16 protein-coding genes are annotated in these 22,589 nt (G+C 48.4%); 5 read left to right on the forward strand and 11 right to left on the reverse strand.

Annotated features, from left to right (window positions below; genetic code table 11):
- Positions 1 to 92: 92 nt before the first annotated feature.
- From ED312_RS00675 to ED312_RS00690, 4 genes are all read left to right on the forward strand, one after another.
- Positions 93 to 1,046, forward strand: a complete 954-nt coding sequence (locus ED312_RS00675) for an ROK family protein (RefSeq protein WP_123214059.1) — start codon at positions 93 to 95, stop codon at positions 1,044 to 1,046.
- Positions 1,021 to 2,778 carry a class I mannose-6-phosphate isomerase gene (locus ED312_RS00680; RefSeq protein WP_123214060.1) on the forward strand — a complete coding sequence of 586 codons (1,758 nt, stop codon included), beginning with the start codon at positions 1,021 to 1,023 and terminating at the stop codon, positions 2,776 to 2,778. The genes ED312_RS00675 and ED312_RS00680 overlap by 26 nt, the downstream gene beginning before the upstream one ends.
- 26 nt (positions 2,779 to 2,804) lie before the next feature.
- The gene (locus tag ED312_RS00685) at positions 2,805 to 4,772 is read left to right on the forward strand and encodes a sialate O-acetylesterase (RefSeq protein WP_123214061.1); all 1,968 of its coding nucleotides are present in this window, start codon (positions 2,805 to 2,807) and stop codon (positions 4,770 to 4,772) included.
- Between the two features lie 99 nt (positions 4,773 to 4,871).
- Positions 4,872 to 5,618, forward strand: coding sequence for a GntR family transcriptional regulator (locus ED312_RS00690; RefSeq protein ID WP_123214062.1), 747 nt, complete (start codon positions 4,872 to 4,874; stop codon positions 5,616 to 5,618).
- A gap of 16 nt (positions 5,619 to 5,634) precedes the next feature.
- Here the strand turns inward: ED312_RS00690 and ED312_RS00695 are convergent, their stop codons facing one another.
- The 3 genes from ED312_RS00695 to ED312_RS00705 form a co-directional block, all read right to left on the reverse strand.
- The gene (locus ED312_RS00695) at positions 5,635 to 7,497 is read right to left on the reverse strand and encodes a metallophosphoesterase family protein (RefSeq protein ID WP_123214195.1); all 1,863 of its coding nucleotides are present in this window, start codon (positions 7,495 to 7,497) and stop codon (positions 5,635 to 5,637) included.
- A 126-nt stretch (positions 7,498 to 7,623) separates the two neighbouring features.
- Positions 7,624 to 8,025, reverse strand: coding sequence for an RrF2 family transcriptional regulator (locus ED312_RS00700; protein ID WP_123214063.1), 402 nt, complete (start codon positions 8,023 to 8,025; stop codon positions 7,624 to 7,626).
- Positions 8,026 to 8,178: 153 nt separating this feature from the next.
- On the reverse strand, positions 8,179 to 9,099 hold the full coding sequence (locus tag ED312_RS00705) for a sulfite exporter TauE/SafE family protein (protein WP_123214064.1): 921 nt from the start codon (positions 9,097 to 9,099) through the stop codon (positions 8,179 to 8,181).
- 507 nt (positions 9,100 to 9,606) lie between these two features.
- Here ED312_RS00705 and tssD point away from each other — a divergent pair.
- Positions 9,607 to 9,993: a type VI secretion system tube protein TssD gene (gene tssD, locus ED312_RS00720; RefSeq protein ID WP_123214067.1), complete on the forward strand. Its 387-nt coding sequence runs from the start codon at positions 9,607 to 9,609 to the stop codon at positions 9,991 to 9,993.
- A gap of 147 nt (positions 9,994 to 10,140) precedes the next feature.
- Here the strand turns inward: tssD and ED312_RS00725 are convergent, their stop codons facing one another.
- The 8 genes from ED312_RS00725 to ED312_RS00765 form a co-directional block, all read right to left on the reverse strand.
- Entirely contained in the window at positions 10,141 to 11,643 is a 1,503-nt protein-coding gene (locus ED312_RS00725) for a family 43 glycosylhydrolase (protein ID WP_123214068.1), read from the reverse strand.
- A gap of 287 nt (positions 11,644 to 11,930) precedes the next feature.
- Positions 11,931 to 12,926 (reverse strand): glycoside hydrolase family 43 protein, encoded by a 996-nt coding sequence (locus ED312_RS00730; protein WP_240642969.1) that lies wholly within the window; start codon positions 12,924 to 12,926, stop codon positions 11,931 to 11,933.
- A gap of 147 nt (positions 12,927 to 13,073) precedes the next feature.
- Positions 13,074 to 14,105, reverse strand: coding sequence for a glycoside hydrolase family 43 protein (locus tag ED312_RS00735; protein WP_123214069.1), 1,032 nt, complete (start codon positions 14,103 to 14,105; stop codon positions 13,074 to 13,076).
- A 53-nt stretch (positions 14,106 to 14,158) separates the two neighbouring features.
- On the reverse strand, positions 14,159 to 15,202 hold the full coding sequence (locus tag ED312_RS00740) for a glycoside hydrolase family protein (RefSeq protein ID WP_123214070.1): 1,044 nt from the start codon (positions 15,200 to 15,202) through the stop codon (positions 14,159 to 14,161).
- Between the two features lie 9 nt (positions 15,203 to 15,211).
- Positions 15,212 to 16,390 (reverse strand): glycoside hydrolase 5 family protein, encoded by a 1,179-nt coding sequence (locus ED312_RS00745; RefSeq protein WP_123214071.1) that lies wholly within the window; start codon positions 16,388 to 16,390, stop codon positions 15,212 to 15,214.
- Between the two features lie 115 nt (positions 16,391 to 16,505).
- Entirely contained in the window at positions 16,506 to 17,507 is a 1,002-nt protein-coding gene (locus tag ED312_RS00750; protein ID WP_123214072.1) for a right-handed parallel beta-helix repeat-containing protein, read from the reverse strand.
- A gap of 249 nt (positions 17,508 to 17,756) precedes the next feature.
- Positions 17,757 to 19,286 carry a RagB/SusD family nutrient uptake outer membrane protein gene (locus ED312_RS00760; RefSeq protein WP_123214074.1) on the reverse strand — a complete coding sequence of 510 codons (1,530 nt, stop codon included), beginning with the start codon at positions 19,284 to 19,286 and terminating at the stop codon, positions 17,757 to 17,759.
- A gap of 16 nt (positions 19,287 to 19,302) precedes the next feature.
- Entirely contained in the window at positions 19,303 to 22,329 is a 3,027-nt protein-coding gene (locus tag ED312_RS00765) for a SusC/RagA family TonB-linked outer membrane protein (RefSeq protein WP_123214075.1), read from the reverse strand.
- Positions 22,330 to 22,589 lie beyond the last annotated feature (260 nt).

Consider the following 22,589-nt stretch of genomic DNA (forward strand, 5'->3'; position numbering starts at 1 on the left):
TTATGAGATACCTCCTGACGGAAGTTTTATAGTATTATTATGTAATACGGAACAAGGATAGACTAATGAAAAAAGAATTAAAGAATTAACAGATGGTAAATGTGAATATCGGCATCGATATGGGGGGCACCCGTATAAAAATGGGACTGGTGGATGAGGAAGGGAATCTCCGTAAAATGCAGTCTTTTGAAGCCAGGTCAGGACGTAGCATGGACAATGTGCTGAAGGACCTGTCAGTTCCGGTAAACGAACTTTGCAGCGATAAGGAATATCGTGTAGGAGGTATAGGTATAGCCTTTCCCGGAATAGTGGATCCCGGAAAGAAAAAGGTGCTGTCCGATTATGTGAAATACCCCGGGGCAGGACAGACGGATTTCGGGGCCTGGGGAAAGGAAAACTGGGCCTTACCGGTAGCCCTTGAAAACGATGCCCGGGCGGCTCTGTTGGGAGAGTGGCAGTACGGAACGGGAAAGGGCTGTAACAATCTCGTAATGATCACCCTGGGAACGGGAGTAGGATCGGCAGTGCTCATCGAAGGGAAGTTATTACGCGGTAAGAACTTTCTCGCCGGGAACCTGGGCGGGCACATGAGTATCGACTATAACGGCCCGGAATGCAATTGCGGTAATACCGGATGTGTGGAAAGCCTGGCATCGACCTGGGCCCTGAAAAACCACCTGGAGAATGCCCGGGATTATACCGGCAGTGCCCTTCACGGAGCCGAAAACCCGGATTACGAAAGCGTTTTCCGTTATGCCCGTTCGGGGGACAGTGCAGCGGTTGAGGTGCGCAACAGAAGTATAAAAGCCTGGGGTACCGGGATCGTAAACCTTATTCATGCTTACGATCCGGAAAAAGTAATTATGGGCGGAGGTATTATGAAAAGTATGGATGACATACTGCCCGGTATAGAAAAAATAGTAGAAAAACACAGCTGGATACCACCGGGAAGTTTACCCATAGTGGTCGCCGGCAAAAAAGAAACAGCAGGAATATTAGGAACAAGTTATATATTAAACAATGAAAGGAAAAAAAATAACATCTAATTACGACAAGTATCCCAGGATAAGGGTTAGTGGAGATAAACACGAATGTATACGCGGCTGGGATGCCATATGCGGGGCTATAAAAGACAAAGCGGGAGACAACGGAAAAATTGTTATCGAAACTTACCAGGGTGTCGATACCGCAGAGGTGAGGACAGCCCTTGAAGAAGTATTTGGTTCCTGCACAATATATGACAGTACCGACGCGATGAAACCTGCTCCGGAAATAGAGAAAATGGTATATCCGTATGTCACGGACGACCGGGTTTTCGGGTATATGACCGATCTCGCCCTCAGCGATTTTTTCGATCCTGAAAGTTGCCGGAAGCTGCGGGAAAAAACGGGAAAAGGAAACAAAGACATAACGGTTATACTGGGACCGGGAGCGAGCTTTTGTTGTGACAGAAGCGATCTCCTGGTATATTTGGACATGCCTCGCTGGGAATTACAGCTTCGCATGCGCAGGCACGAGGTGAACAATCTGGGGGTATTAAATAAGGATACGGAATTTGCCTTGCGTGTCAAACAATCTTTTTTTGTGGACTGGAGGGTACTGGACAGGCATAAAACAGCCCTTTTTGAAAAAACAGATTTTTTTGTCGATACCGTCCGGTCGTCAGATCCCAGGATGATTTCCGGCGAAGCGATGAAGCATGCACTGGAAATAACCAGCAGGCAGCCTTTCCGCGTTGTGCCGTTTTTCGATCCGGGCCCGTGGGGAGGACAATGGCTTAAAGAAGTCATTGATCTCGACAGGGACAGGGTGAATTTCGCCTGGGGGTTCGATTGTGTCCCCGAAGAGAACAGCCTGCTTTTTGATTTCGGGGGAATTACTTTCGAAACGCCTTCCATAAACCTGGTGCTCACCCGCCCGGAACCGCTACTGGGACAGCAGGTCTATAAAAAATTCGGAGCAGAGTTTCCCATACGGTTCGATTTCCTGGATACTATGGACGGAGGAAACCTCAGTTTGCAGGTACACCCTACCAAAGCCTATATAAAAGAACAGTTCGGCATGCCTTATACCCAGGACGAAAGCTATTATATCCTCGATGCCGGGGAAGGGGCCGAAGTATACCTGGGTATCCGGGACGAGACCGATCCGGAAAAAATGATCGCCGGCCTGAAGAATGCCCAGGAAAAGGGGCAGGCCTTTGATGCAGATGCTTATATCAATAAATGGCCGGTAAAAAAGCACGATCATTACCTGATCCCTTCGGGGACGGTACACTGTTCGGGAAGAAACAGCGTAGTACTGGAAATAAGTGCTACCCCCTATATTTTTACATTCAAACTGTGGGACTGGGGCAGGCTGGGACTGGACGGAAAGCCGAGACCGATACACCTGTTCCACGGCGAAAATGTTATCGACTGGAGCCGGAGAACACAGTGGACGAAAGACAACCTGGTGAACCGTATCGAAGAAGTAGCACAAGGAGAAGGCTGGAAAGAAGAAAAGACCGGCCTGTACGTTTCCGATTTTATCGAAACGCGACGGCATTGGTTTACCGGGAGCGTGCCCCACAACACCAACGGCAGCGTCAATGTGATCAACCTGGTGGAAGGACGGGAAGCCATCGTGGAAAGTCCGGAAGGTAAATTCGAGCCTTTTGTGGTGCATTATGCGGAGACTTTTATAATCCCTGCCGAAGTAGGGGATTATACCATACGTCCCTACGGAGCGTCCGAAGGTGAAGAATGCGCTACGCTGAAAGCTTTTGTGAGAGAATAACAACATAAACATATTTTAAAAGACCGATGATGAGATCCCTATTGTTATGGCAGTTTGTCCTGGGCGTCATTTTTACCGCTTATGCCCAGGAACTCCGCCTGCCGGCCTACTTTACCGGCAATATGGTATTGCAACGCGATGTTCCCGTGACCCTGTGGGGGTGGAGTGCCCCCGGCCGGGAAATTAAGGTGGAAATAGGTGGCAGGCCGGCACACACCAGGACAGATAAGAAAGGAAAATGGAAGCTGCAATTGCCCGCTTTTCCGGCAGGGGGACCGTACACCGTAAAAATAAGTGACGGAGAGTCCGGTATAACCCTGAAAAATGTATTAATGGGAGACGTATGGCTTTGCGGTGGCCAGTCCAATATGGAATGGCCCTTGAAGCAAACACCCTACCGGGAGCCGGATACCACATGGCTTGAAAAAGGACAAATAAGACTTTTAAAGGTGAACCCGGAAATGGATTACAGGCCGAGAGAAGACATAAATTCTTCCGGATGGATAACTCCGGACCTGGAAAGTATCGCGGATTTTTCTGCCGTAGGATATCATTTCGGGAAATTTGTTCAGCAGGAAAGCGGGGTCCCGATAGGCCTGATCAGCGTAAACCTGGGGGCAACGGCCGTAGAAACCTGGATGAGTAACGAAGCTCTGGAAGCATTTCCCCAGTTTAAAGAGGAAATAAAACATACGGGAAGTTTTGCAGATGTCCGGAAGGCATTTGAGAAAAGCAAAAAGCATTGGTATAACAAGTATTATTATACCGGGCCCGGGGTAACCGGAAAATGGTACCTGCCGGAAACAGATATCTCTTCCTGGGATACCCTGGAAGTTGCCGGCAATACCTGGAAAGAAGAGAAAGCCCTGAAAGATTTTGACGGCGCCGTATGGCTTAGGAAGAGTTTTGACCTTCCGGAAGGGTTTAAAGGAGATTCCCTGCATTTACAATTGCTGCAAATCGATGATTATGATATTACCTGGGTAAACGGACACCGTATCGGTGAAACGTTTGGCAGGCATAATCACAGAAATTACCAGGTACCTGCCGGTATTCTTAAAAAGAAAGGCAATGTACTGGTCGTACGTGTTTTTGATGCCGGGGGAATAGGAGGTTTTACAACTTCTGCTTTCTGGGGGAACGATATACTGTGGGGAAAGTGGCACTACAGGAAAGGATTACAGGTCGAGGCCGGGAAATTCCCGGAACCGGAATTAGTGGATGTCTCCCCGTTTTCGTCGCCCGGAGTGCTGTACAATGCCAATGTAGCGCCGCTTACGGCATTGCGCGTTAAGGGAACGATCTGGTACCAGGGCGAATCCAATGCGGCGAGGGCAGCGGAATACCGGGAGTTATTCCCGGCCCTTATCCGCGACTGGCGAAATCATTTCAACAATGAAATGCCCTTTCTGTGGGTGCAACTGGCAAACTACGGTAAAGAACCTGAAGTTCCGGGCCCGTCGTCCTGGGCAGAACTCCGGGAAGCCCAGGCCATGGCACGGGCCTTGCCGAATACGGGCATGGCGGTAACGATAGATATAGGAGAAGCAGAAGACATCCATCCCCGGAATAAGGAGGATGTAGGTAAGCGTCTCGGCACATTGGCTATGAACCTCGGTTATGGCGGAAAATATCCGGCACAGGCTCCCCGGTTTAAAGAAACGGAGAAAAAGGGAGATAGTCTCCTGGTACATTTTACCCTGGCGACTGATTCCCTGAAGACTAAAGACAAATACGGATATATACGCGGTTTCCAACTGGCCGGTAAAGACGGAAAATTTCATTGGGCCCAAGCTTTTTTACGTCGCAATACCGTAGTGGTATACCGTCCGGGGTTAAAAGATCCGGTGGAGGTACGATATGCCTGGAGTGATAATCCCGGGCCCCTGGACCTCACGGACCAGAACGGCCTTCCGGCAGAACCCTTTAGGAGTGATGACCACCAGCTCAGTACCGAAGGCATGGTGTTCGACAGCAAGGCACCCCGTTTTTAAAAAGGATCATATAACAACTGCGGTTAAATATGTAGGAACATTGGGATATATAAAATTAGTATCTTTGTTTTTTAAAAATTCCGAGGGAAAAGAGCAACAATGCAAAAAGAGAGACCTATTGAATTTAAAGTGGACCATCACAACGGAATACCCCTGCATTTACAGGTAGAACAGTTGTTGAGAACCCTGATTGAAAAGCCGGAATACAAGGAAGGAAAACTGCTTCCCAAGGAAGTGGAACTGGCTAAAATGCTTGGAATATCCCGCAATACCGTGCGGCAGGCTACCAATAAGCTGGAAAACGAGAAATTACTGGTCCGCAAAAAAGGGGTCGGTACACGGGTAGTAAAGCAGACGCTCAGTACGAAGTTGAGTAACTGGGCCAGCTTCAGCGAGGAAATGCACAGTAAAGGAGTAGAGTTTGTAAATTACCAGATCAATGTTTCATGGACAGAGGCAGACCAGGAGGTGGCCGCTGCTTTACAGATAGAAGAAGGCAGGGAGGTGCTTCGTATGGAACGTCTCCGGGGCCTGGATAAAGGGCCTTTTGTTAATTTTATTTCATTTTTTCACCCTCGTATCGGCCTTACCGGAAAAGAAGATTTTTCCCGTCACCTTTATGAAATCCTGGAAAGGGATTACGCTACTATCCCCTCCGTATCTAAAGAGCAGATCAATGCTATCCCCGCTACAAGAAAACTGGCGGAATTACTGGATGTTAAAACAGGAAGTCCCCTGTTGTTCCGCAGACGGCTGGTATGCGATCCGGGAGACCGGCCCATAGAATATAACCTGGGGTATTACCGGGCGGATAGTTTTACTTATGAAATAGATATTAAACGCTGACCGGATAAACTGTTTTTCAGTCTGTTCGTTTTCTCTGTTTCAGGGCCTTTACCGCACCCGAACCCATATCGATCTCAAAATGATCGGCCGGGGCGCCGTGTATAAAACGGTACAGACATTCGAACACCAGTTTTAACTTGTTCTGTAACTCCGTATCACCGGGTAGCTCCCTGTATTTTCCGGCGAGAAAGTTATAATGTGCAATGCGTTCTTTGGGGATATCTTTAAGCGCAAGTACATCCGCATTCCGCAATTTATAGAAATCGAGCAAAAGGTCCTTTCCGTCCCATTTCCGGAAATCTCCGGGTTTTAAACCGGCTTTTTGCACTTCCCTGTGTAATGCCCTTTTGGTCAAAGTACCGGTTTTTACAGGCTCGTACAGGAAGTCCGTGCCGTTTCGTATTTGTAGGGAATCGAGGAGTCTTTCCGGCCAGTCCTTTGCAAAACGGAGCCTCACCAGTTCTTTAAGATGCCACAGTGTAAAACCGGAATACCGTTCTGTTTTGAGGATCGATTTGTCCCAGACAGGTTTGTTACCACTACGCAGATAATCGTATTCCATGGAGTAGAACGGGAAAAGCGTCCGGAATTCCGGGACCTGGAGAAGGGAGACTGTTTCTACTTCTATCCGGTTGTCTTTCCTTACGTTGAGTATTTTATACCCGGGCATATAAGCGGCGGGAGAAGGAGATTGTATATTGACCAGCCAATTCCCGTCTTCATATGTTCTTATCCCGGTGTCGTTGATGTGCATATGTCCTCCCACATGTATACGAAGCCCGGCTGCGGCAAAGGTCCTGGCCACGTTTTCGGGAGGAACGCGTTCGAGTTGCCATTTTTTCCCGTCGAAAAGTTTTTCCAGCAGGGGAGAGGCATCGTCATTAAAATCAATCATGGGAAAATGGCTGAAAGCGATGAGTTTTTTGTTCTTTTCCCTGGCCAGGGAAGCTATTTCTGCCACCCAACGGATGAGGTGTTTTTTATGGGTGAGTATGTTTTTGTACCCGGTCCCCGCACCGGAGTAGTTTTCGGCAACGGAAGGACCGGCGGAAGGATCTTTCGGGATGTGGACATCCCCGTCTATGGCAAGTAACCATATACCGGGCACCGGTTCAACGACATAGCTGGCATCCGGAACCGTAAAACCGGGAATAACATCATACATGCGGTGTTGTAACCGGGCTGCTTCCTTTGCCTGTTCAAAGGAATAGGTATCCGGGGTGTAATTGCTGAAAGGCGTCGCCCAGTAGAGGTATTCCGGGGAAGGAGAGAAGCCGAAATCTTTCAGGCTTTCCATAATATCCTTGTACCCGGACCTGGCAATATCTTCGGAAACAATTACGGGCAGTCCGTCTTTTTCCGCGTTCTTTACAGGATCTTTGGTACTTGTGATAACCTGGTTTTGTCCGCCCTGTCCCAGAAAGTCGTTTTTTCCTGCTTCCTGACGGAATGGCCCCACCGGATCGTGATTTCCGGTAGTGATAAAGAACTGTATGCCATATTGGTCACTGTATTTTTTCAGGATGCGTTGCAGGCCCCGTATGTGAACAGGCTGGCCGTCGTCCGAATAATCCCCGGGCAGTGCTACCAGGCGAATACCTCTCCCTGCTATATCGTCAAGAGCAGTGAGGAAGGCAAAATAATTCTCGTTAAATATACGGGTGGAATGCAGTTGCGCACCCATTGTCCGGAGAAGTGTGTATTTCCCTGTTTCCGGATTGCGGATACCGCGGTAATCCGTATCGGTAAAAGTGCCATAGAGGTCCTGGAGGTGTACATCGGCCAGGAAGGCTATCTGAATGTTACCGGGCGAAGACTGTGAAAACCCTGGTATGGAGACCAGCAGTGATAATAGAACCGAAAGAAGGAGGTATTTCATGGTGTTGTCATTGTAGTACATCAAACGCTTTGCGCAAAAATGCGATAACTCCGGTTTAATACGGAAGATCGCACGGTGAAATTTAGGTTATCATTTATTCCTTCGGGGACGGGGAGGAGCAAACGTTTACATTTCCGCGATGGACCTTTCCAGTACAGGCAGCATGGATGTGCGTAAGCGGACAAACATTTTCCGGACTTTGCAGGTCTTTTCATCAATACATTCCTCGCATTTTTCATAAAAATTTTCGGAGGTACATGTGGTAAGCGCAATGGGGCCGTCTATAATACGCATTACGGCGGCCACGGTAATTTCTTCGGGAGCCCTGGCAAAATCATATCCGCCCCTCGGCCCGCGACGGCTTTTGACAATGCGGTTCTGCTTAAGTGTATTCATAATGGCTTCCAGGAATTTGTAAGGGATCTTCTCGGCCTCTGAAATATCTTTGGTCGAAACCGGCACCATTTCCGGATGCTCATAAATGAATACAAGTGCTTTGAGGGCGTATTTGGCTTTTCTGGACAGCATGTGTACGGGTAAAATATATGCAATAATAAGAAGATAACTTTACGTACTCAAAATGATACGACCTAAAGTAAGCCCCCGGTTCCCGGAACGGAATTCCGGAGTGAATTAAAAACCGCCCTTTTGCCATGTACCGGTTTGGACCAAATACCGTGACTATCCCAGTAGTGCTGTAATGGTATGGGAATATTGGTTAAGGGCATTGTAAATAGTTAATGAAGAAGTGAGGATAACTACCAGGCCCACCACAATAAAAAGAACCCTCTTGTTGATCCGTGATGCAAGAAAAGCGCCTATGGGAGCGGCAAAGACCCCTCCGATGATAAGTCCCAGGACAACCTGCCAGCTGTCAATCCCCACATAGTAAAGGAAGATACCGGTAGCAAAGAAGGTAATAAAGAACTCGGCTGTGTTTACGGTGCCTATGGTTTCCCTGGGGCTTTTGCCCTGGTTGATGATGTTGGAAGTAACAATGGGGCCCCAGCCCCCACCGCCTATGGCGTCGAGCAAGCCTCCGAAAAAGGCGAGCAGGCCGGCTTTTTTTACCTCTTTCTTCTCTTTCTGCCTGTTGCGGATACCCTTGTACAATATGATAGTCCCGAGGATGAGAAGGTAAGCGGAGATATAAGGTTTTACTATTCCGCCGTCAAGAATATCCGAAAGGAGATAGGCGCCGAGGACCGCACCTATTACCCCTGGAATAACCAGGCGTATAAGCAGGGTTTTATCAATATTCTTAAACCGGAGATGAGACAGGCCCGAAACGCCGGTAGTGAATACCTCTGCAGTATGTACACTGGCAGAAGCAATTCTGGGAGACACACCGAAATGTAACAGGAGCGCGGTGCTGCTTGCCCCGTATGCCATACCCAGTGCCCCGTCTATGAGCTGTGCGAAGAAACCTATCCCCACAAAAGTAAAAAAGGTACTGTCAAAAGAAAAAACATTCCCTTCTCCCTGGCTTATGATGTAAATAAAATAACCGATAAGCAGAAACTTCAAAATCAGAATCGCAATGCCGATCTGTTTGAAGCTGATTTTTAAAAGTCTGTCCTTAAGAATGCGTGTTGCGGCCATTATTCTGTTCTCTTTGCCGAAGCTCCGTTGCCTTGGGAATTATCGGTTATTTTCACTTTTCATATACAGTATTCGCGAACAATGGGATATAAAAAAATCCCTGATCGGTTCAGGGAGCGAAGATATATATAAAATTATTAATTCTATAGATTTAGTAGGATTAATTCTGTAACGTAAAATGATATCAAAAGAATTCTCAAAGAATGCAGAGTGGTAATGGTCCTGAAGTTAAGGGGTTGGTTATATCGGTTCCGGTGTTTCTTTTAGCTGTAATACCGGCATCAGGGGGCGAATCGGAATATCGGGTTTTCTTCCGTAAAACAAGGGCTTACAGCGCATGGGAAGGTTTATATTTATTCCGGGTGAAATACCTGCCGGAACTCCCTGAAAACCGGTATTTTCACAGGGGATGTTGTGTAAGATGCTAAATTTTAATATATTGCGTACTGTATTTATTCGATATTTGATTTGGTATTTTTATTTATTTAACCTTAATTTTTAAGTATTATGTCATTTAAAGCAACACTATCTGTTGGCGGCAAGAAAGTGAATATCTTGAACGTCAACTACGATCTGGCACAGGAAGTAGATGCCACAGGACGTCCTTCTTCGGTAACCCGGGGAGGGCGAATTTATTTTACGGTAGAATCTACGGGAGACTCTTTCTTCTTTGAGTGGATGACCAATAACTTCGAACGTAAAAACGGAACCATTACTTATCTGAAGCGTGATACGGATGCCAAGCTGAAAGAGGTGAATTTCACCGAAGGATACCTGGTGAAATACAAAGAGAACTTTGATGCATCCGGTGATAATCCCCTGACGGAAACCTTTACCGTATCCTGCAGAATGCTCGACTGCGGCGGAGGTAATCACACCAACGAATGGGTTTAATCATCCGTCCGTTTAACCTGTTATTATAAACGAGCAAATCAAATATTGCAAAGGGGACGGTTTTGCCGTCCCCTTCATTTGTTTTAATTAAAAATTCCGGTGCCCGTACCGGTCATTCCACCTGTTATCACCGGTAGTGGGTTGACCTTACTGATCGATTATATAGGTTCCCACCTCAGCCAAACCGGGTTGGGGCTGGCTGTCGTATCCTTCCCGGGGAACTATCCTGAAATACCGGAACTGTTCCTGCTGCGGCAAATCCCTGTACTGGTCCATAAGACCGATGTCGTTCAGTTCAAAGTGACCCAGGCTTTCCCAGTTTTCATTATCATTGCTTACGAGGATTTCCAGTTCCTTCACTTTGCGGTCGCCATTTTTCTGGGCTATGATAAAACCGTCTACGGTACATACTTCCCCCATGTCTACGGTGATCCAGTGATCCGGATAGTCGGTGGGATCGGAAGAGTAACGGGTGATCCAGTACGTAGATGCTTCATCGTCGATCAGGCGGATGGCCAGGCGGCTGTTATTTATTTCTTCGGAACTGAACCCAGCGATCGACCAGTTGTCTTTGAGGTGCCTGTACCGCAAAACCTCTCCCGACGGCCTGCGTATCGGGGTGTTGATGGGCACCGGATCGCCGAAATGCGGCGTACCGTCGGCATTCCAGGTGAAACGCTGGATCCGCGGGTTCCGGCCTCCGCCTCCGGCCTGGCTGCGGGCGTGATAGATAATCCAGTCTTCCGTACCGTCGGGAGATGTGAAGAGACCGTTGTGCCCCGGACCGTAGGCATTACTCTCCGCTTTCATGGATAAAACAGGTTCGGGTGTTTTGGTCCAGTCCGCCGGATTCATGGGATCACCGTTTGTACGGAGTGTCAGCAGTCCCAGGCAGTACGTATCTACCCAATAACCGCTGCCCGAGTACACGATGAATACCTGTCCGTCGGGATTAATCAGTACCTGCGGACCTTCGTTTATCGGGTTTCCGTTCTTTTCCCAGTTATAGGTAGGGGAGGAAATAACGACCTTTTCACCGGATATTGTCCAGGGGTTGCTCATTTCCGCAATGTAGATCTCCTGTGGTGGCGCCCCGGCATTGCCCCCGGACCACAGCATATAGAGCTGGCCGTTGAGTTCCAGGATGGTACCATCAATAGCCCATTGGTCTGTGGCATCGGCAACTTTTCCTTTCATTACCCAATTACCTTCTACCGGACTGGCTGATGTATTTTCGAGGACATACATCCGGTGGTTGGCATTCTGCCCGTCGTCGGCAGCGAAATAAAAATACCATTTGCCGTCAATCTCGTGGAGTTCGGGTGCCCACAGGTTTTTGGAATAGGGCGTCCCCGCCGGGGGTGTCCACACTTCATGCCGGGTAGACGATGCGAGTTCCGACACATTTTCGGTTTCGAGGATTACCAGTTTACCACCCTGGGTGTAGGTATAATAATATTTATCGTTTTTCCGGATAACCCAGGGATCGGGGCCGCCGGGCAGGACGGGATTGGTAAACGTACTGTCGGCAATGAACCCGGTGAGATCTTCCGGGGGGGCCGGTTCTTCGGACCATCCGGGTAATTTGTCACAGGCATTCAACAGGAATGCGCTACTGATTACACATGCATAAAAGATTGATCGTTTCATAATTTAAGGGGTTTAGTTAATAATAATATGTACCGGATTTCGCGAAACCGGGGTGTTTTTGTAAATCGTGACCTGTGGCAGGAACAATGTTAAAGCACCGGATGTTTTTCGCCGGTCGGTGCCTGTATGGCAATAGTTCCGCTGAATATCGGCCAATCCGGATAATCCCGTTTTTGGCAAAGAAGCATTCGTCCGGATATTCAGGAAGGTCCGGGTGGCATCTTTTGAGATTGGTGTGCCGGGAACTATGAGATGGTTTCGGCACCGGGAGAACCGGTGAAGGGCAATTAGTCCCGGACCGTACTTTGTATCCATCGGAGACTCTCCGGGACCATCACAAACCGCCCTTCCCGGAACTGTAGTTCTACAAGGGCCGTTTTCCTGGGATGTACGGCACCGGGAGTGTAGTGGGTGTGAAGTACGTAGCGTATATCGCCGTTTTGGTCATATACGATATCTCCGTGCCCCGGGCCGGGTTCCCCCGTATTACGGGAAGAAATTATGGGGTTGTTTTCCGGTTTTTCCCAGGGACCGAGCGGCGAATCGCTCACGGCGTAGCCTACTGCGTAGTCCGGGTTCCGGAAATCGTTGGCCGAGTAGAGCAAATAGTACAATCCGTCTTTTTTGACCACAGTAGGGCCTTCGGCCACAGACCAGCCGGCATTTTCGGTATTTTCCCAGTCTTCTTCGGCATAAATGCATTCCCGCAGGGTTTCGGATTTTATTGCCGTGAGGTCACCGGTCATTTCGGCTACGAAAATCCTGTTGCCGTCCTGTAGCCTTACGTGATAAATATAGGCCTTGCCATTGTCAAAGAAAATAAAGGGGTCAATCTGTTTCACCGGGGCATCTAAAGCTGTGCCGTCATTGGTAAAAGGCCCCAACGGGCTGTCTGCCGTAGCGATGGCAATGTGTTCGTCGGCAGTATAAGCCATGTAGTATACGGAATTATAACGGAAGATCTGGGGCGCCCAGAATCCCCCGTTGCCAAAGGCATCTCCTTTTTTCAGGGCAAAACCGTCTGTAGCCCCTGCAGGCCCTTCCCAGTGCACGAGGTCATCCGAGGTATAGACCAGGAAGCCTTCACCCTGTATATCCGGGTCATTTTTGGTACCATACAGGTAGTAGGTGCCGTTACTTTCAAAAATGGTGGGATCGGCCAGGTAAATCTGCCGGGTCGCGATTTCTTCCTCTTTTTCGGGTGTACCACCGTTGAGGTAGTTGCCACAGGCATTCGATAACAGCACTATTGCGGGAAACAGGTAAAAAAAATGCATTTTCATGATTTCTTGGTTTTTGGTGGTTTGATAAGGGGATACAACAGGAGTAGTGTGCGATTTTCGTCATTCACACAACCGGTTGTGTCGATAGGGAATAAAAAAATGATCGGTCATAAGGTTTTTTTATTGATGTTCGGTTTATGTGTTAGGTCAATGCTCCGAAGGCACAGCTAAACGTTCATTTTCCGGGACAGGTATGCCCAGGTTTGGTGTGCCATCTGCATTCCATCGTATTTTTTGCATCCTGGGGGAGCGTTTCCTTCCACAACCTTCCCCCGGATTGGAATTGGCGTGGTACAATATCCAGTCTTCCTTACCGTCGGGCGATTTGAAAAAGGAATTATGCCCGGGAGCATAGACGCCGTTGTTTTCTGACCCGCTGAAAACGGGTTCCGGATGTTTGGTCCATGAAGCCGGGTCCAGGATATCTCCGCCTTTGAACTTCAACAGTCCGAGGGCGTAGTAATCGGTCCAGCACCCGCTGGCGGAGAAAACGATAAATATATTGCCGTTGTGTTCCAGGTACTGGGGGCCTTCGTTGACATTGACATGCGGGGGATTTTTCTCGTCCTGCAGGTCACCCTGTTTTTCCCAGGCATACGTAGGTTCGGCTATTAAAACTCGTTTTCCGTCAATAGTCCAGGGATTTTTCATTTTGGCAATGTAAATATTCTGCTGGCTGTTGGTATGGCCTTCCCAGCCGGACCAGATCATATATAATTCGTTTTTATATGTAAAAACATTGCCATCAATGGCCCAGCGATCGGGCCATGCCGCTACTTTGCCTTTTAATTCCCATTTTCCCCCGAAGGGGTCTTTGGAAGTATTTTCCAGTACGTACATGCGGTGATTGTTATTATCCCCGTCGTCGGCAGCAAAATATACGTACCATTTGCCGTCTATGATATGAAATTCGGGAGCCCAGATCTCTTTGGAATAAGGAGTGCCCGCAGGAGGTGTCCAGATCAGTTTGCTTTCGGCATTTTTAAGGTCGGCCAGGTTTTCCGTTTTCCAGAGCATGAGCTTATCTCCCGTGGTATGGGTGTAGTAGTAATACCCGTTGTGATAGGTGCTGTACGGGTCTGCCCCCGAGGGCAGCAGGGGATTGGTAAACGTTTTCTGCTGCCCGAAAAGAAGGCTACCATACACAAGTGATATTACAAGTATGATTTTCTTTTTCATCTATATATTTTTATTGAACTCATTTAAACTTTTTCCACAAGCAAGGGTCGGTTTTACTTTTCATTTTTTTCTATTCCGAATTTTTTGACCAGCAGGTCGTATTCCTTTCGGGATATGGTAATCATACAGCCATGCCTCACTTTGGCCGGGAGGGCATATTTGTCCCAGTCACTGAAAAAAGTATAACCGGATGCCTGGTACCAGGGGCCGTTGAGGTTATCGGCTATGGAGAGCCCGTAGGATACGCCGGGATACTGCTCATAATAAAGGTACCATATTTTGTCGTCCGGGGAAGGAATGAGGGCCGGGGCTTCCCTGAAATTTGGGCTGATGGGGTCCTGTGGTAATGAATAAGGGCCCAACAGCGAGCCGGAACGGGTAATACGGATGGTTTTTCCCGTAGGCCAGTACAAGGTAGGGTAGGTCTCGTCTTTTAGAATGGCATAATAGGTGTCCTTCACTTTCCGGATGATAACGTCGATCGTGCCGAATTCCCATTCGAACAGTTTCCGGGGAGGGTCCTCGAAAGTGACCAGATCGTCGGAAAGTACATAAAGTGTCCTCTGGCTTGCCCAGTAGCGTTCCGGGTCTTCTTTAGTGCCTTCTTTATGCGGGGTATGCCATGTCATCATAAACTTTCCGGAGTCTTCGTCATAGAACAATTTCGGGGCACCGATCCTCTGAAGCGCTCCGGGATAACCCGGAACGGATTTCAGGTCGGGGGTATATACGCTATGCTTTTTCCAGCTTACCAGGTCATCCGACACCCATATATTGATATCAGGGGAGGAATCGCTGGTATTTCCGGCAATAAAGTAACGACCGTCGGGACCTTTGACAATGTCAGGATGCCCGCGGTATTCGTCAGAGATCCTTTTTCCGCGGTTCAGGGTATTCCAGTGAAGCCCGTCCAGGCTCACCGTATAATACAGGCGACCGTAGTCTTCGTGTGTCATATGTGCAAAGAGATAGGCTTCGTTTACGGCCTTTTCTCCTTCCGGTACCTGTCCCGGCGGGTCGGGTTGTTGTGCATTGCCCGCAAGAAAAAGGAGCAATGCCGGCAAGAGGTACGCGATGTTACGAACGGTTGGTCTCATGAGTGTTTCTTATCGGGCGTTAGCTTCTGTCGTAAGCCTGGATATGAGTTCGGTTTCCGCTTCTTTGTAAGGTGTTCCATCCGTATGAAAAACCTCGTGGAACCAGAGTTCCGGTTCGGCTGTGTATTGTTTTGTCCAGCTGTCCCAAGGGTATTTGGTCTGTGATTTTCCGTCCACCAGGCCCCAGTTATACATGCCTACGTTGTATTTCCGGGCTATGGGAAGAAAGCCTTCGAAGGTACTGCCGTTCGGCCTGGCCATATATTCCGTGCATAGCATGGGACGGCCGTACCGTTGTAACTGTTTTATTTTTTCTTCCAGATCTTCCGGGTGATCGTAGTTGTGGAAAGAGATAATATCCGATTGTTCTACCTGCAGCCTGTGCATGGGTTTCATCCGGGCATGAGCGCCCCAGTCTCCTGTCCAGACTCCCGAGGTAAGCGGCTGACTGGGATTGGCTTCCCGTGCCCAGACAAATACTTTTTCCAGCAATGGCAGTACCAGTTCTGCCTTATTGGGAATTTCCACTTTTTCATAGGAAGGCCCGGTCATGTTATCGGGTTCGTTCCATACGTCCCATCCCAGTATGCGCTTATCGTCCTTAAACCTACCTATGGTCTCTTTTACATAGCTTTCCAGTCTCCCGTACTGGCTGCTGTCCTGCAGGACCTTCTGTCCCGGGCTCTGTACCCATCCCGAGTTATGCACATGTGGTTTGGGCTCCCGTTGTTTCCCCGTCTCGGGAAAGGGGTCCCAGCAGGAATCGAACAACACGAACAAGGTGCGGATATGGTGTTTGTCGGCAATATTGAGATACTTGTCTATCCGGTCATAAAATCCTTCTTTATCCTGTTTATGGAGCAGATCGTGCAGGTATACGCGCATGGTATTCATACCTATGGATTCGGCCCAGCCGAGTTCCCTGTCTATGGTTTCGGGGTCGAAGGTTTCTTCCTGCCACATTTCCAGCTGGTTGATGGAGGTACTCGGATTAAAGTTGGCCCCTACAAGCCAGGGTTGTTCTTCGTACCATTGATTGGCCTGTTCCTTACTCCAGATAGGCCGGGCGGTGATTTCGGTTTTTGTTTCGTCTTTTTCCGGTTTTCCGGTGTTACTCTTCTTCTCTTTACAGCCCACCAGGATGAGGATGAGCATAACATACGGTTTCCAGTTTAAAATTTTCTTCATTTGATAATAGTATAAATGACCTGATAATTTTCCGGGGCGGGATAATTCGGTTAACACCGGGTTCTTGTTTCAGGTCAGGGTTGTTCTCGGTTTTTTTCCCTTCTCCCGGGGCTCCTTAATTTTCGTAACACACTGTCCCGGTATTGCCCGTCATCGTGTTATTCCATTGTCCGAAATTTGTGACCAGATGAGGTTTGTTTATGCTGATGGCGCATCCCTGGCTGCTGGTAATCGTGTTATCGTATATCTGGCACCCGTCATTCGGCTGGTTTAAATTGTTCTGGAACCGGATGGCGTGACCGAAAGTCTGGTCTATCGTACAGTTCCGTATGTTGGCACCGTTGGCCTGGTCAATGCCTATACCGCCAACACCCCGATGCTGATTATTGTTCCTGTAAATCCATACGTTCTCTACGATACAGTTATGAGAGCCGCCGTCTATTGTAATTCCTTCACCCCCGTTTTCAAAGGTCTGGCAGTTTTTTATCGTATTGTCCGAACTGGCCCATTGCGAAATGCCTACAACTCCGTTGTAATATGCTTTAACGCCTTCTATATGGAGCATATGGGCCTCGTGTATCAGAATGCCGGAATGATCACTGTTCCTGAAGTGGCTATTGTAGATGCCGGTCTGGTTTCCGAAAACACGCATATTGGGTTCGGGTAAATTTCCCCCGTCGATATATATCCAGTCGATAAGGGTATTTAATACCCCCGGGTCGACATCCAGGAGAGAAACCCCCTGCCCGGTCTTCCGCAGATAATTTGTGGGATCGGTACCGTTGTTGGCGCCCCTGATGGTCAATCCGCTTTTATTGATGTGGACCGTACCGCTGAAATAATGGTTACCTGCATGAATAAAAATAATATCGCCTGAAGAGGATTGATCGATCAAACTTTGGAGCTCCGCTGTTTCGTCCGGTCCGTCCTGGGCGTGCAGATATCTTGTAATACCCCGGGCTGCAATAGTGTCGCTCTTTTGGGAAACTGCCCCTTCCGGGGCATTAGTAATGTCATAAGTTTCATTCTCTATGCCGGTAGCATCATCGGTTTGAGTACAGGCAGAAAATATTGAACATAGTAGGATAAGCTTTAGTAAAGTCTTTGGTTTTTTCATGGTTGATTATCAATTTAAAGGTTCAAATCCTGCTCCTGATCCCGATCCCGATCCCGATAATTATCGGGATCGGGATCGGGATTATCGGGATTATTACAGTTACTTTGGTTTTTACGAGCTTTTTGCCACGAATACACACATCTCTCTATATAACCTGTTGCAGTGTAAAAAAATGATTCGTGAATCCGTGGCAAACAAACTTTCGGTCTGTCGCCAACCTATGGATTTCAAATCCATAGAATGGCTCCGTTAATAGCCGGGATTTTGTTCCAGGTTGGGATTGTTTTCCACTTCTACCTGGGGTATGGGCATACGGATGTCCCTGCCTACATCGAAATTCCCGAAATCCGGGTCTCTTTGGGCGATTTCATCTACCGATGCCTGTTCGTCCAGGTCTCCCCATCTTTTAAGGTCTTCCCAACGCATGCTTTCCCCGCAGAGTTCCAGGACACGTTCTGTTTTCAACCGGTTGAGGAAAGCTTCCCGGTTATTCCCTATAGCCGGATAAGCTTCGGCCAGCGGGGGCATATCGGCCCTTTCACGAACCATGTCCACATACTGATAGGCGTCGGAAGTCATGCCCAGTTCATTCAGAACTTCCGCATAACGCAGCAATATATCGGCATAACGTATCAGCCGGTAATTGACTTCTGAAAAATAGTCCTCGTTTTCCCGGTAATAATCTCTCTGGTACTTTCGGAACCAGGCTTCGTCTTCGTCCCATTCCCAGTCTTTGCCGTAAACCTTGTCGCCGAAGTCCTCATGGAGCCCGGGATAAAAGAGGGTATACCGCAGCCTTTCATCAATGCCACCGTTCGTGTTTTCTTCTTGTTTAAAGGCATCCACAAGCCAGAACCGTGCCTGTCCGTCCGACCAGCCGATGCCCCTGGGGGCGAAAAACTGTGCCCTGGTGGTGGAAACGGAGGCATCGGCACTTTCGCCGGTACCGCCTTTCCGCTGGTCTCCGTACTGGATTTCAAAAACCGATTCGGCATTGTTTTCATTGAGATGGGTAAAATTATCTTCGTAATTATCCACGAGGCTGTATATGGCGCCTTCACCCGTAACTAGGTATTCGAGCGCGGTCTTGGCTTCTTCCCAGCGGTGTTGCTGCATGTACAGCTTGCCCAGCATGGCCTTTACGGCTCCTTTGGTAGGTCTTCCTGTTTGAGAGGCATCCCAGGTAGGGGGGAGGGCCCCAAAAGCTTCGTTCAGGTCTTTTTCTACCTGGGCGAATACTTCTTCTTTGGTACGCTGTTCCGGCAGGTCATTGGGCTCGGAAGGTTCCAGTACCAGGGGAACATTTTCCCAGAGCACACCGAGGTAATAATAATGCAGGGCCCTGAAAAACCTGGCTTCGCCCAGGATTTGCTCTTTCCGTTCCGCATTGGAAAATTCTATTTCCGGAACATAGGCCAGGACCTGGTTGGCCCTGAAAATGGCTTTATAGGAATCGCGCCAGGTCACGGTATTTCCTTCCCAGAAGTTATAGTTGATGTAACTGAATCGCGTCCAGTCCGCCAGTTCCACCCAGGGGCTTTTGCTAAAGCCTTCGTCGGAGGTGAGGTCGAGCCGGAAATATAGCCATCTTGCCCAAAGCCCGTCCTTGTAAAACATGGCGTAAATGGAGTTCACCCCTTTTTCGGCATCATCCGGTGTTGTCCAGTACTGGTCGGTGGTAAGCGCATTGGGGTTTTGCAGGTCCAGTTCGTCTTTGCTACAGGAAACCGCTGTGAGCAGCGAACATATCACTGTGGTCAATATTGCTGTTTTTTTCATGGTGATCATTTTTTGTTTAGAAACCGAATTCCACGCCTAATGAATAGGTACGTACGTTAGGGAAAGAGCCGAGATCCACCCCTCTCTGAAAGATGTCCCGGTTACTGAATTCCGGATCGAGACCGTCATAACCGGTTATGGTAATGATATTCTGGGCGGAAAGGCTGACCCTTACCCGGTCAAAACCTATTTTACCCAATACGTTTTCCGGGACATTATATCCCATACCGATATATTTTAACCGGACAAAACTTCCGTCTTCGAGCCAGCGGTCACTGTCCGAACGGGCACTGAAAGAAGTGCCTTTAACTACCCGGGGGAAACCGGTATCCGGGTTTTCCGGGGTCCATGGCCGGATGCCGGAACGATAGTTACTGTCGTCATCGAAACGGTCCACAATACTGTGATAACCATTATAGACCGTAGCGCCGAAAGAACCGATCCAGTTCATGGAAAAATCGAAGTTTTTATACCGGAACCCGGCGTTGAATCCCATTTCAAAATCGGGCCAGGGACTTCCTACTACACTTTTGTCCTCGTTGGTGATCTGGCCGTCGTCATTGAGGTCTACGAAACGGATATCCCCGGGTTGTGCATCGGGCATGATCACTTTACCTTCGGAATTGGTATAATTGTTTATTTCTTCCGTGCTCTGAAACAAGCCGTCGGTTTGCAATACATACCACATTCCTACCGGCTCCCCGGAGCGGGTTATGGTATTTCCCTGTATGCTTTCGTTGAGGCCGTTACCCAAAGAGACCAGGCTGTTACGTAGGGTGCTCAGGTTTACGGAAGCATTGAAGCTGAAATCGTCGTTAACCACCTGGCTGTAAGCGGCATTGAACTCAAATCCTTTGTTTTCCACGGTAGCGGCGTTGGCAATGGGCGGATTACCGTCGTTACCGGTAGAGTGGAGAATGGGAAAGCTGTAGAGCACGTCCTCGGTACGGGCAATAAAGTAATCTGCCGTGAGCTGAAGCCTGTTGTTAAACAGACTCATATCGATACCGACATTGGTTTGCTTGAGGGTTTCCCAGCGCAGTTGTGAATTCGCCAGCCTTACCTGGGTAGCCGAAGGATAGAGTACCTGGCCGTCACCCAGAACAATGGCCCCGAAAGTATTGATAAAGCCCATATATTCGTAATTGCCAATGTTACCGCTGCCGAGTTCACCATAACTGGCCCGCAGCTTCAGGTCGCTTATTTTTTCCGATTGGAAAAAGCCTTCGTTGCTTATCCTCCATCCGAGAGATACGGATGGGAAGTTGGACCATTTGTTCTCGTCGCTGAACTTGGAAGAGCCGTCACGTCTCAACACGGCGTTGAGGAGGTAACGGTCGTCGTAGTTGTATTCCAGTCTTCCGAGATAGGATATAAGCGTTGATTCGTTGCGAAACCCTCCAACGATGCCCTGATCGCCCAGGTCGAGGACATCAAAATATTCTCCTGTGTTAGGGTTTACCAGAAGGTTTCTCTTGGTACCGTTTATTTGCTCGTATTTGTCTTTCTGGTAAGTGGTCCCTACCACCAGGGTAACATCGTGTTTACCGAACTGCTGGTCGAAAGTAAGGGTGTTTTCAATGATCCTGGTCTCGGACTGTGCTTTATTCTGATTGGTAAAAGAAGCTTCGTAAGGCTGGTTTAAGGTCCAGTTTCCTTCACGTCTCAGGTGGAGATAATCATCAAAGCTGGTTTCATAGCCGAAATTGAAGCGGTATTTAAGGAAAGGGAACGGATCGATCTCTGCCCAGATATTTCCCCGTATCCTGAAATTCTCGACTTCCCGGTCGATGAGGTTGGCAATGGCGACGGGGTTTGCGGCAAAGGTATTGGCCACCCCGGATTTTCCGTACCCGAAACCTCCCGGATTGGCATCGTCATATACCGGGATGGTGGGGAACATACGCACCACATCGATAAAAGGATTGCCTCTTAAGGTTTCAGGGCCCCCGATCTCATTGGTTTTGGAATTGGACAGGGCGAGGTTTTCGCCTACGCTGAAGATCCCTTTTTTACCGCTGGTATTTACCCGGAAGGAGAGCCGGTCAAAATCTGTGGAGATTACGGTTCCTTTATTGCCGAAATAGTTCCCGGAGATGAAGTACGTCGAATTTTCCCCGCCCCCGGAGAAACTGACGTTCTGGTCCTGTATGAGCCCCGTTCGGAAAACTTCTTTCTGCCAGTCGGTATTCACGCTCATGTCCAGGTTTTGCCTGGGCAGCCCGGCATTGTCATAGGCCATATTGTTAAGCCTGGCAAATTCTTCCTGCCCGGCAAGGTCGTAAGTAGGCACCTGTGTGAGGCTCATTTTTGAGCTGGCACTCACTTTAAGCGGCCCGCTCATTCCTTTTTTAGTAGTGATAATAACCACCCCGTTTGCCGCTCTCGAGCCGTATATCGCTGCTGCTGCGGCATCTTTAAGGATTTGGACGGATTCGATATCGTTAGGGTTAAAATCGCGATTGGCCGTGGTGATCAATCCGTCGATAACGTAAAGCGGATTGGCATTCTGCAGGTTTTTAAGGCCCCTGATCTCAATCCTGGCTTCCTGCCCGGGCTGGCCGCCGCCACGCACATTCACCCCCGGCGCCAGTCCCTGGAGGCTTTCGGCTATGGTTGTCGTCTGCCGCTTCTGTATGTCTTCGGACTGTACGACGGAAATAGCACTGGTAAGGTCTTTTTTTCGCTGGGTACCGTAACCTACGACAACAACTTCGTCAAGCGCCGCAACATCTTCCTCCAATCGTATCGTCAATGTGGTCTGATTGTTTACCGGGACTTCCTGTTTCTTAAATCCTATATAAGAAAATACCAGTATCGCGTCCGGTGCGGCGGAGATAGAGAAATTTCCGTCGAAATCGGCCGATGTCCCTGTGTTGGTCCCTTTAACTACAATGTTTGCAAACGGAATGGGTTCCCCGTCCGTTGTGGTTATACTTCCCGAAACTTCCACCGTATTCTGCGCAGATAAGTTCTGCGATAAAAACAGTACGGGAAGTAACAGGTACTTAAAACTGGAAACAAGTGTTAGAATAGCTTTCATAGAATTTCATTTTGAAATTTTTTAAAGGTTTTGGTCTTAATGAAACAATTTGTAGAAGCATTTTCCTGATCCATAAACTTTTGAACCGGTAAAAGAATCCTTGTGGTTGTTGTTTGATCAAAAACCAAACATCATTTTTGACGATTATTAAAAAATGGTGTCTGATTATTGTTAAATTAACTTTTTCAAAGTAGATTATTTTATTTTGAAAACCGGCCGGGCCGGCGTTTCAATTTTTCATCAAAAAAGTTCAATCTCCC

The organism is Sinomicrobium pectinilyticum, assembly GCF_003725735.1.
Classification (GTDB): domain Bacteria; phylum Bacteroidota; class Bacteroidia; order Flavobacteriales; family Flavobacteriaceae; genus Sinomicrobium; species Sinomicrobium pectinilyticum.

Bases quoted from the DNA above. Each gene is read 5' to 3' on its own strand.
- ED312_RS00675 (WP_123214059.1), top strand. From the start codon at position 93: ATGGTAAATGTGAATATCGGCATCGATATGGGGGGCACCCGTATAAAA.
- ED312_RS00680 (WP_123214060.1), top strand. From the start codon at position 1,021: ATGAAAGGAAAAAAAATAACATCTAATTACGACAAGTATCCCAGGATA.
- ED312_RS00685 (WP_123214061.1), top strand. From the start codon at position 2,805: ATGATGAGATCCCTATTGTTATGGCAGTTTGTCCTGGGCGTCATTTTT.
- ED312_RS00690 (WP_123214062.1), top strand. From the start codon at position 4,872: ATGCAAAAAGAGAGACCTATTGAATTTAAAGTGGACCATCACAACGGA.
- ED312_RS00695 (WP_123214195.1), bottom strand. From the start codon at position 7,497: ATGAAATACCTCCTTCTTTCGGTTCTATTATCACTGCTGGTCTCCATA.
- ED312_RS00700 (WP_123214063.1), bottom strand. From the start codon at position 8,025: ATGCTGTCCAGAAAAGCCAAATACGCCCTCAAAGCACTTGTATTCATT.
- ED312_RS00705 (WP_123214064.1), bottom strand. From the start codon at position 9,099: ATGGCCGCAACACGCATTCTTAAGGACAGACTTTTAAAAATCAGCTTC.
- tssD (WP_123214067.1), top strand. From the start codon at position 9,607: ATGTCATTTAAAGCAACACTATCTGTTGGCGGCAAGAAAGTGAATATC.
- ED312_RS00725 (WP_123214068.1), bottom strand. From the start codon at position 11,643: ATGAAACGATCAATCTTTTATGCATGTGTAATCAGTAGCGCATTCCTG.
- ED312_RS00730 (WP_240642969.1), bottom strand. From the start codon at position 12,926: ATGAAAATGCATTTTTTTTACCTGTTTCCCGCAATAGTGCTGTTATCG.
- ED312_RS00735 (WP_123214069.1), bottom strand. From the start codon at position 14,105: ATGAAAAAGAAAATCATACTTGTAATATCACTTGTGTATGGTAGCCTT.
- ED312_RS00740 (WP_123214070.1), bottom strand. From the start codon at position 15,202: ATGAGACCAACCGTTCGTAACATCGCGTACCTCTTGCCGGCATTGCTC.
- ED312_RS00745 (WP_123214071.1), bottom strand. From the start codon at position 16,390: ATGAAGAAAATTTTAAACTGGAAACCGTATGTTATGCTCATCCTCATC.
- ED312_RS00750 (WP_123214072.1), bottom strand. From the start codon at position 17,507: ATGAAAAAACCAAAGACTTTACTAAAGCTTATCCTACTATGTTCAATA.
- ED312_RS00760 (WP_123214074.1), bottom strand. From the start codon at position 19,286: ATGAAAAAAACAGCAATATTGACCACAGTGATATGTTCGCTGCTCACA.
- ED312_RS00765 (WP_123214075.1), bottom strand. From the start codon at position 22,329: ATGAAAGCTATTCTAACACTTGTTTCCAGTTTTAAGTACCTGTTACTT.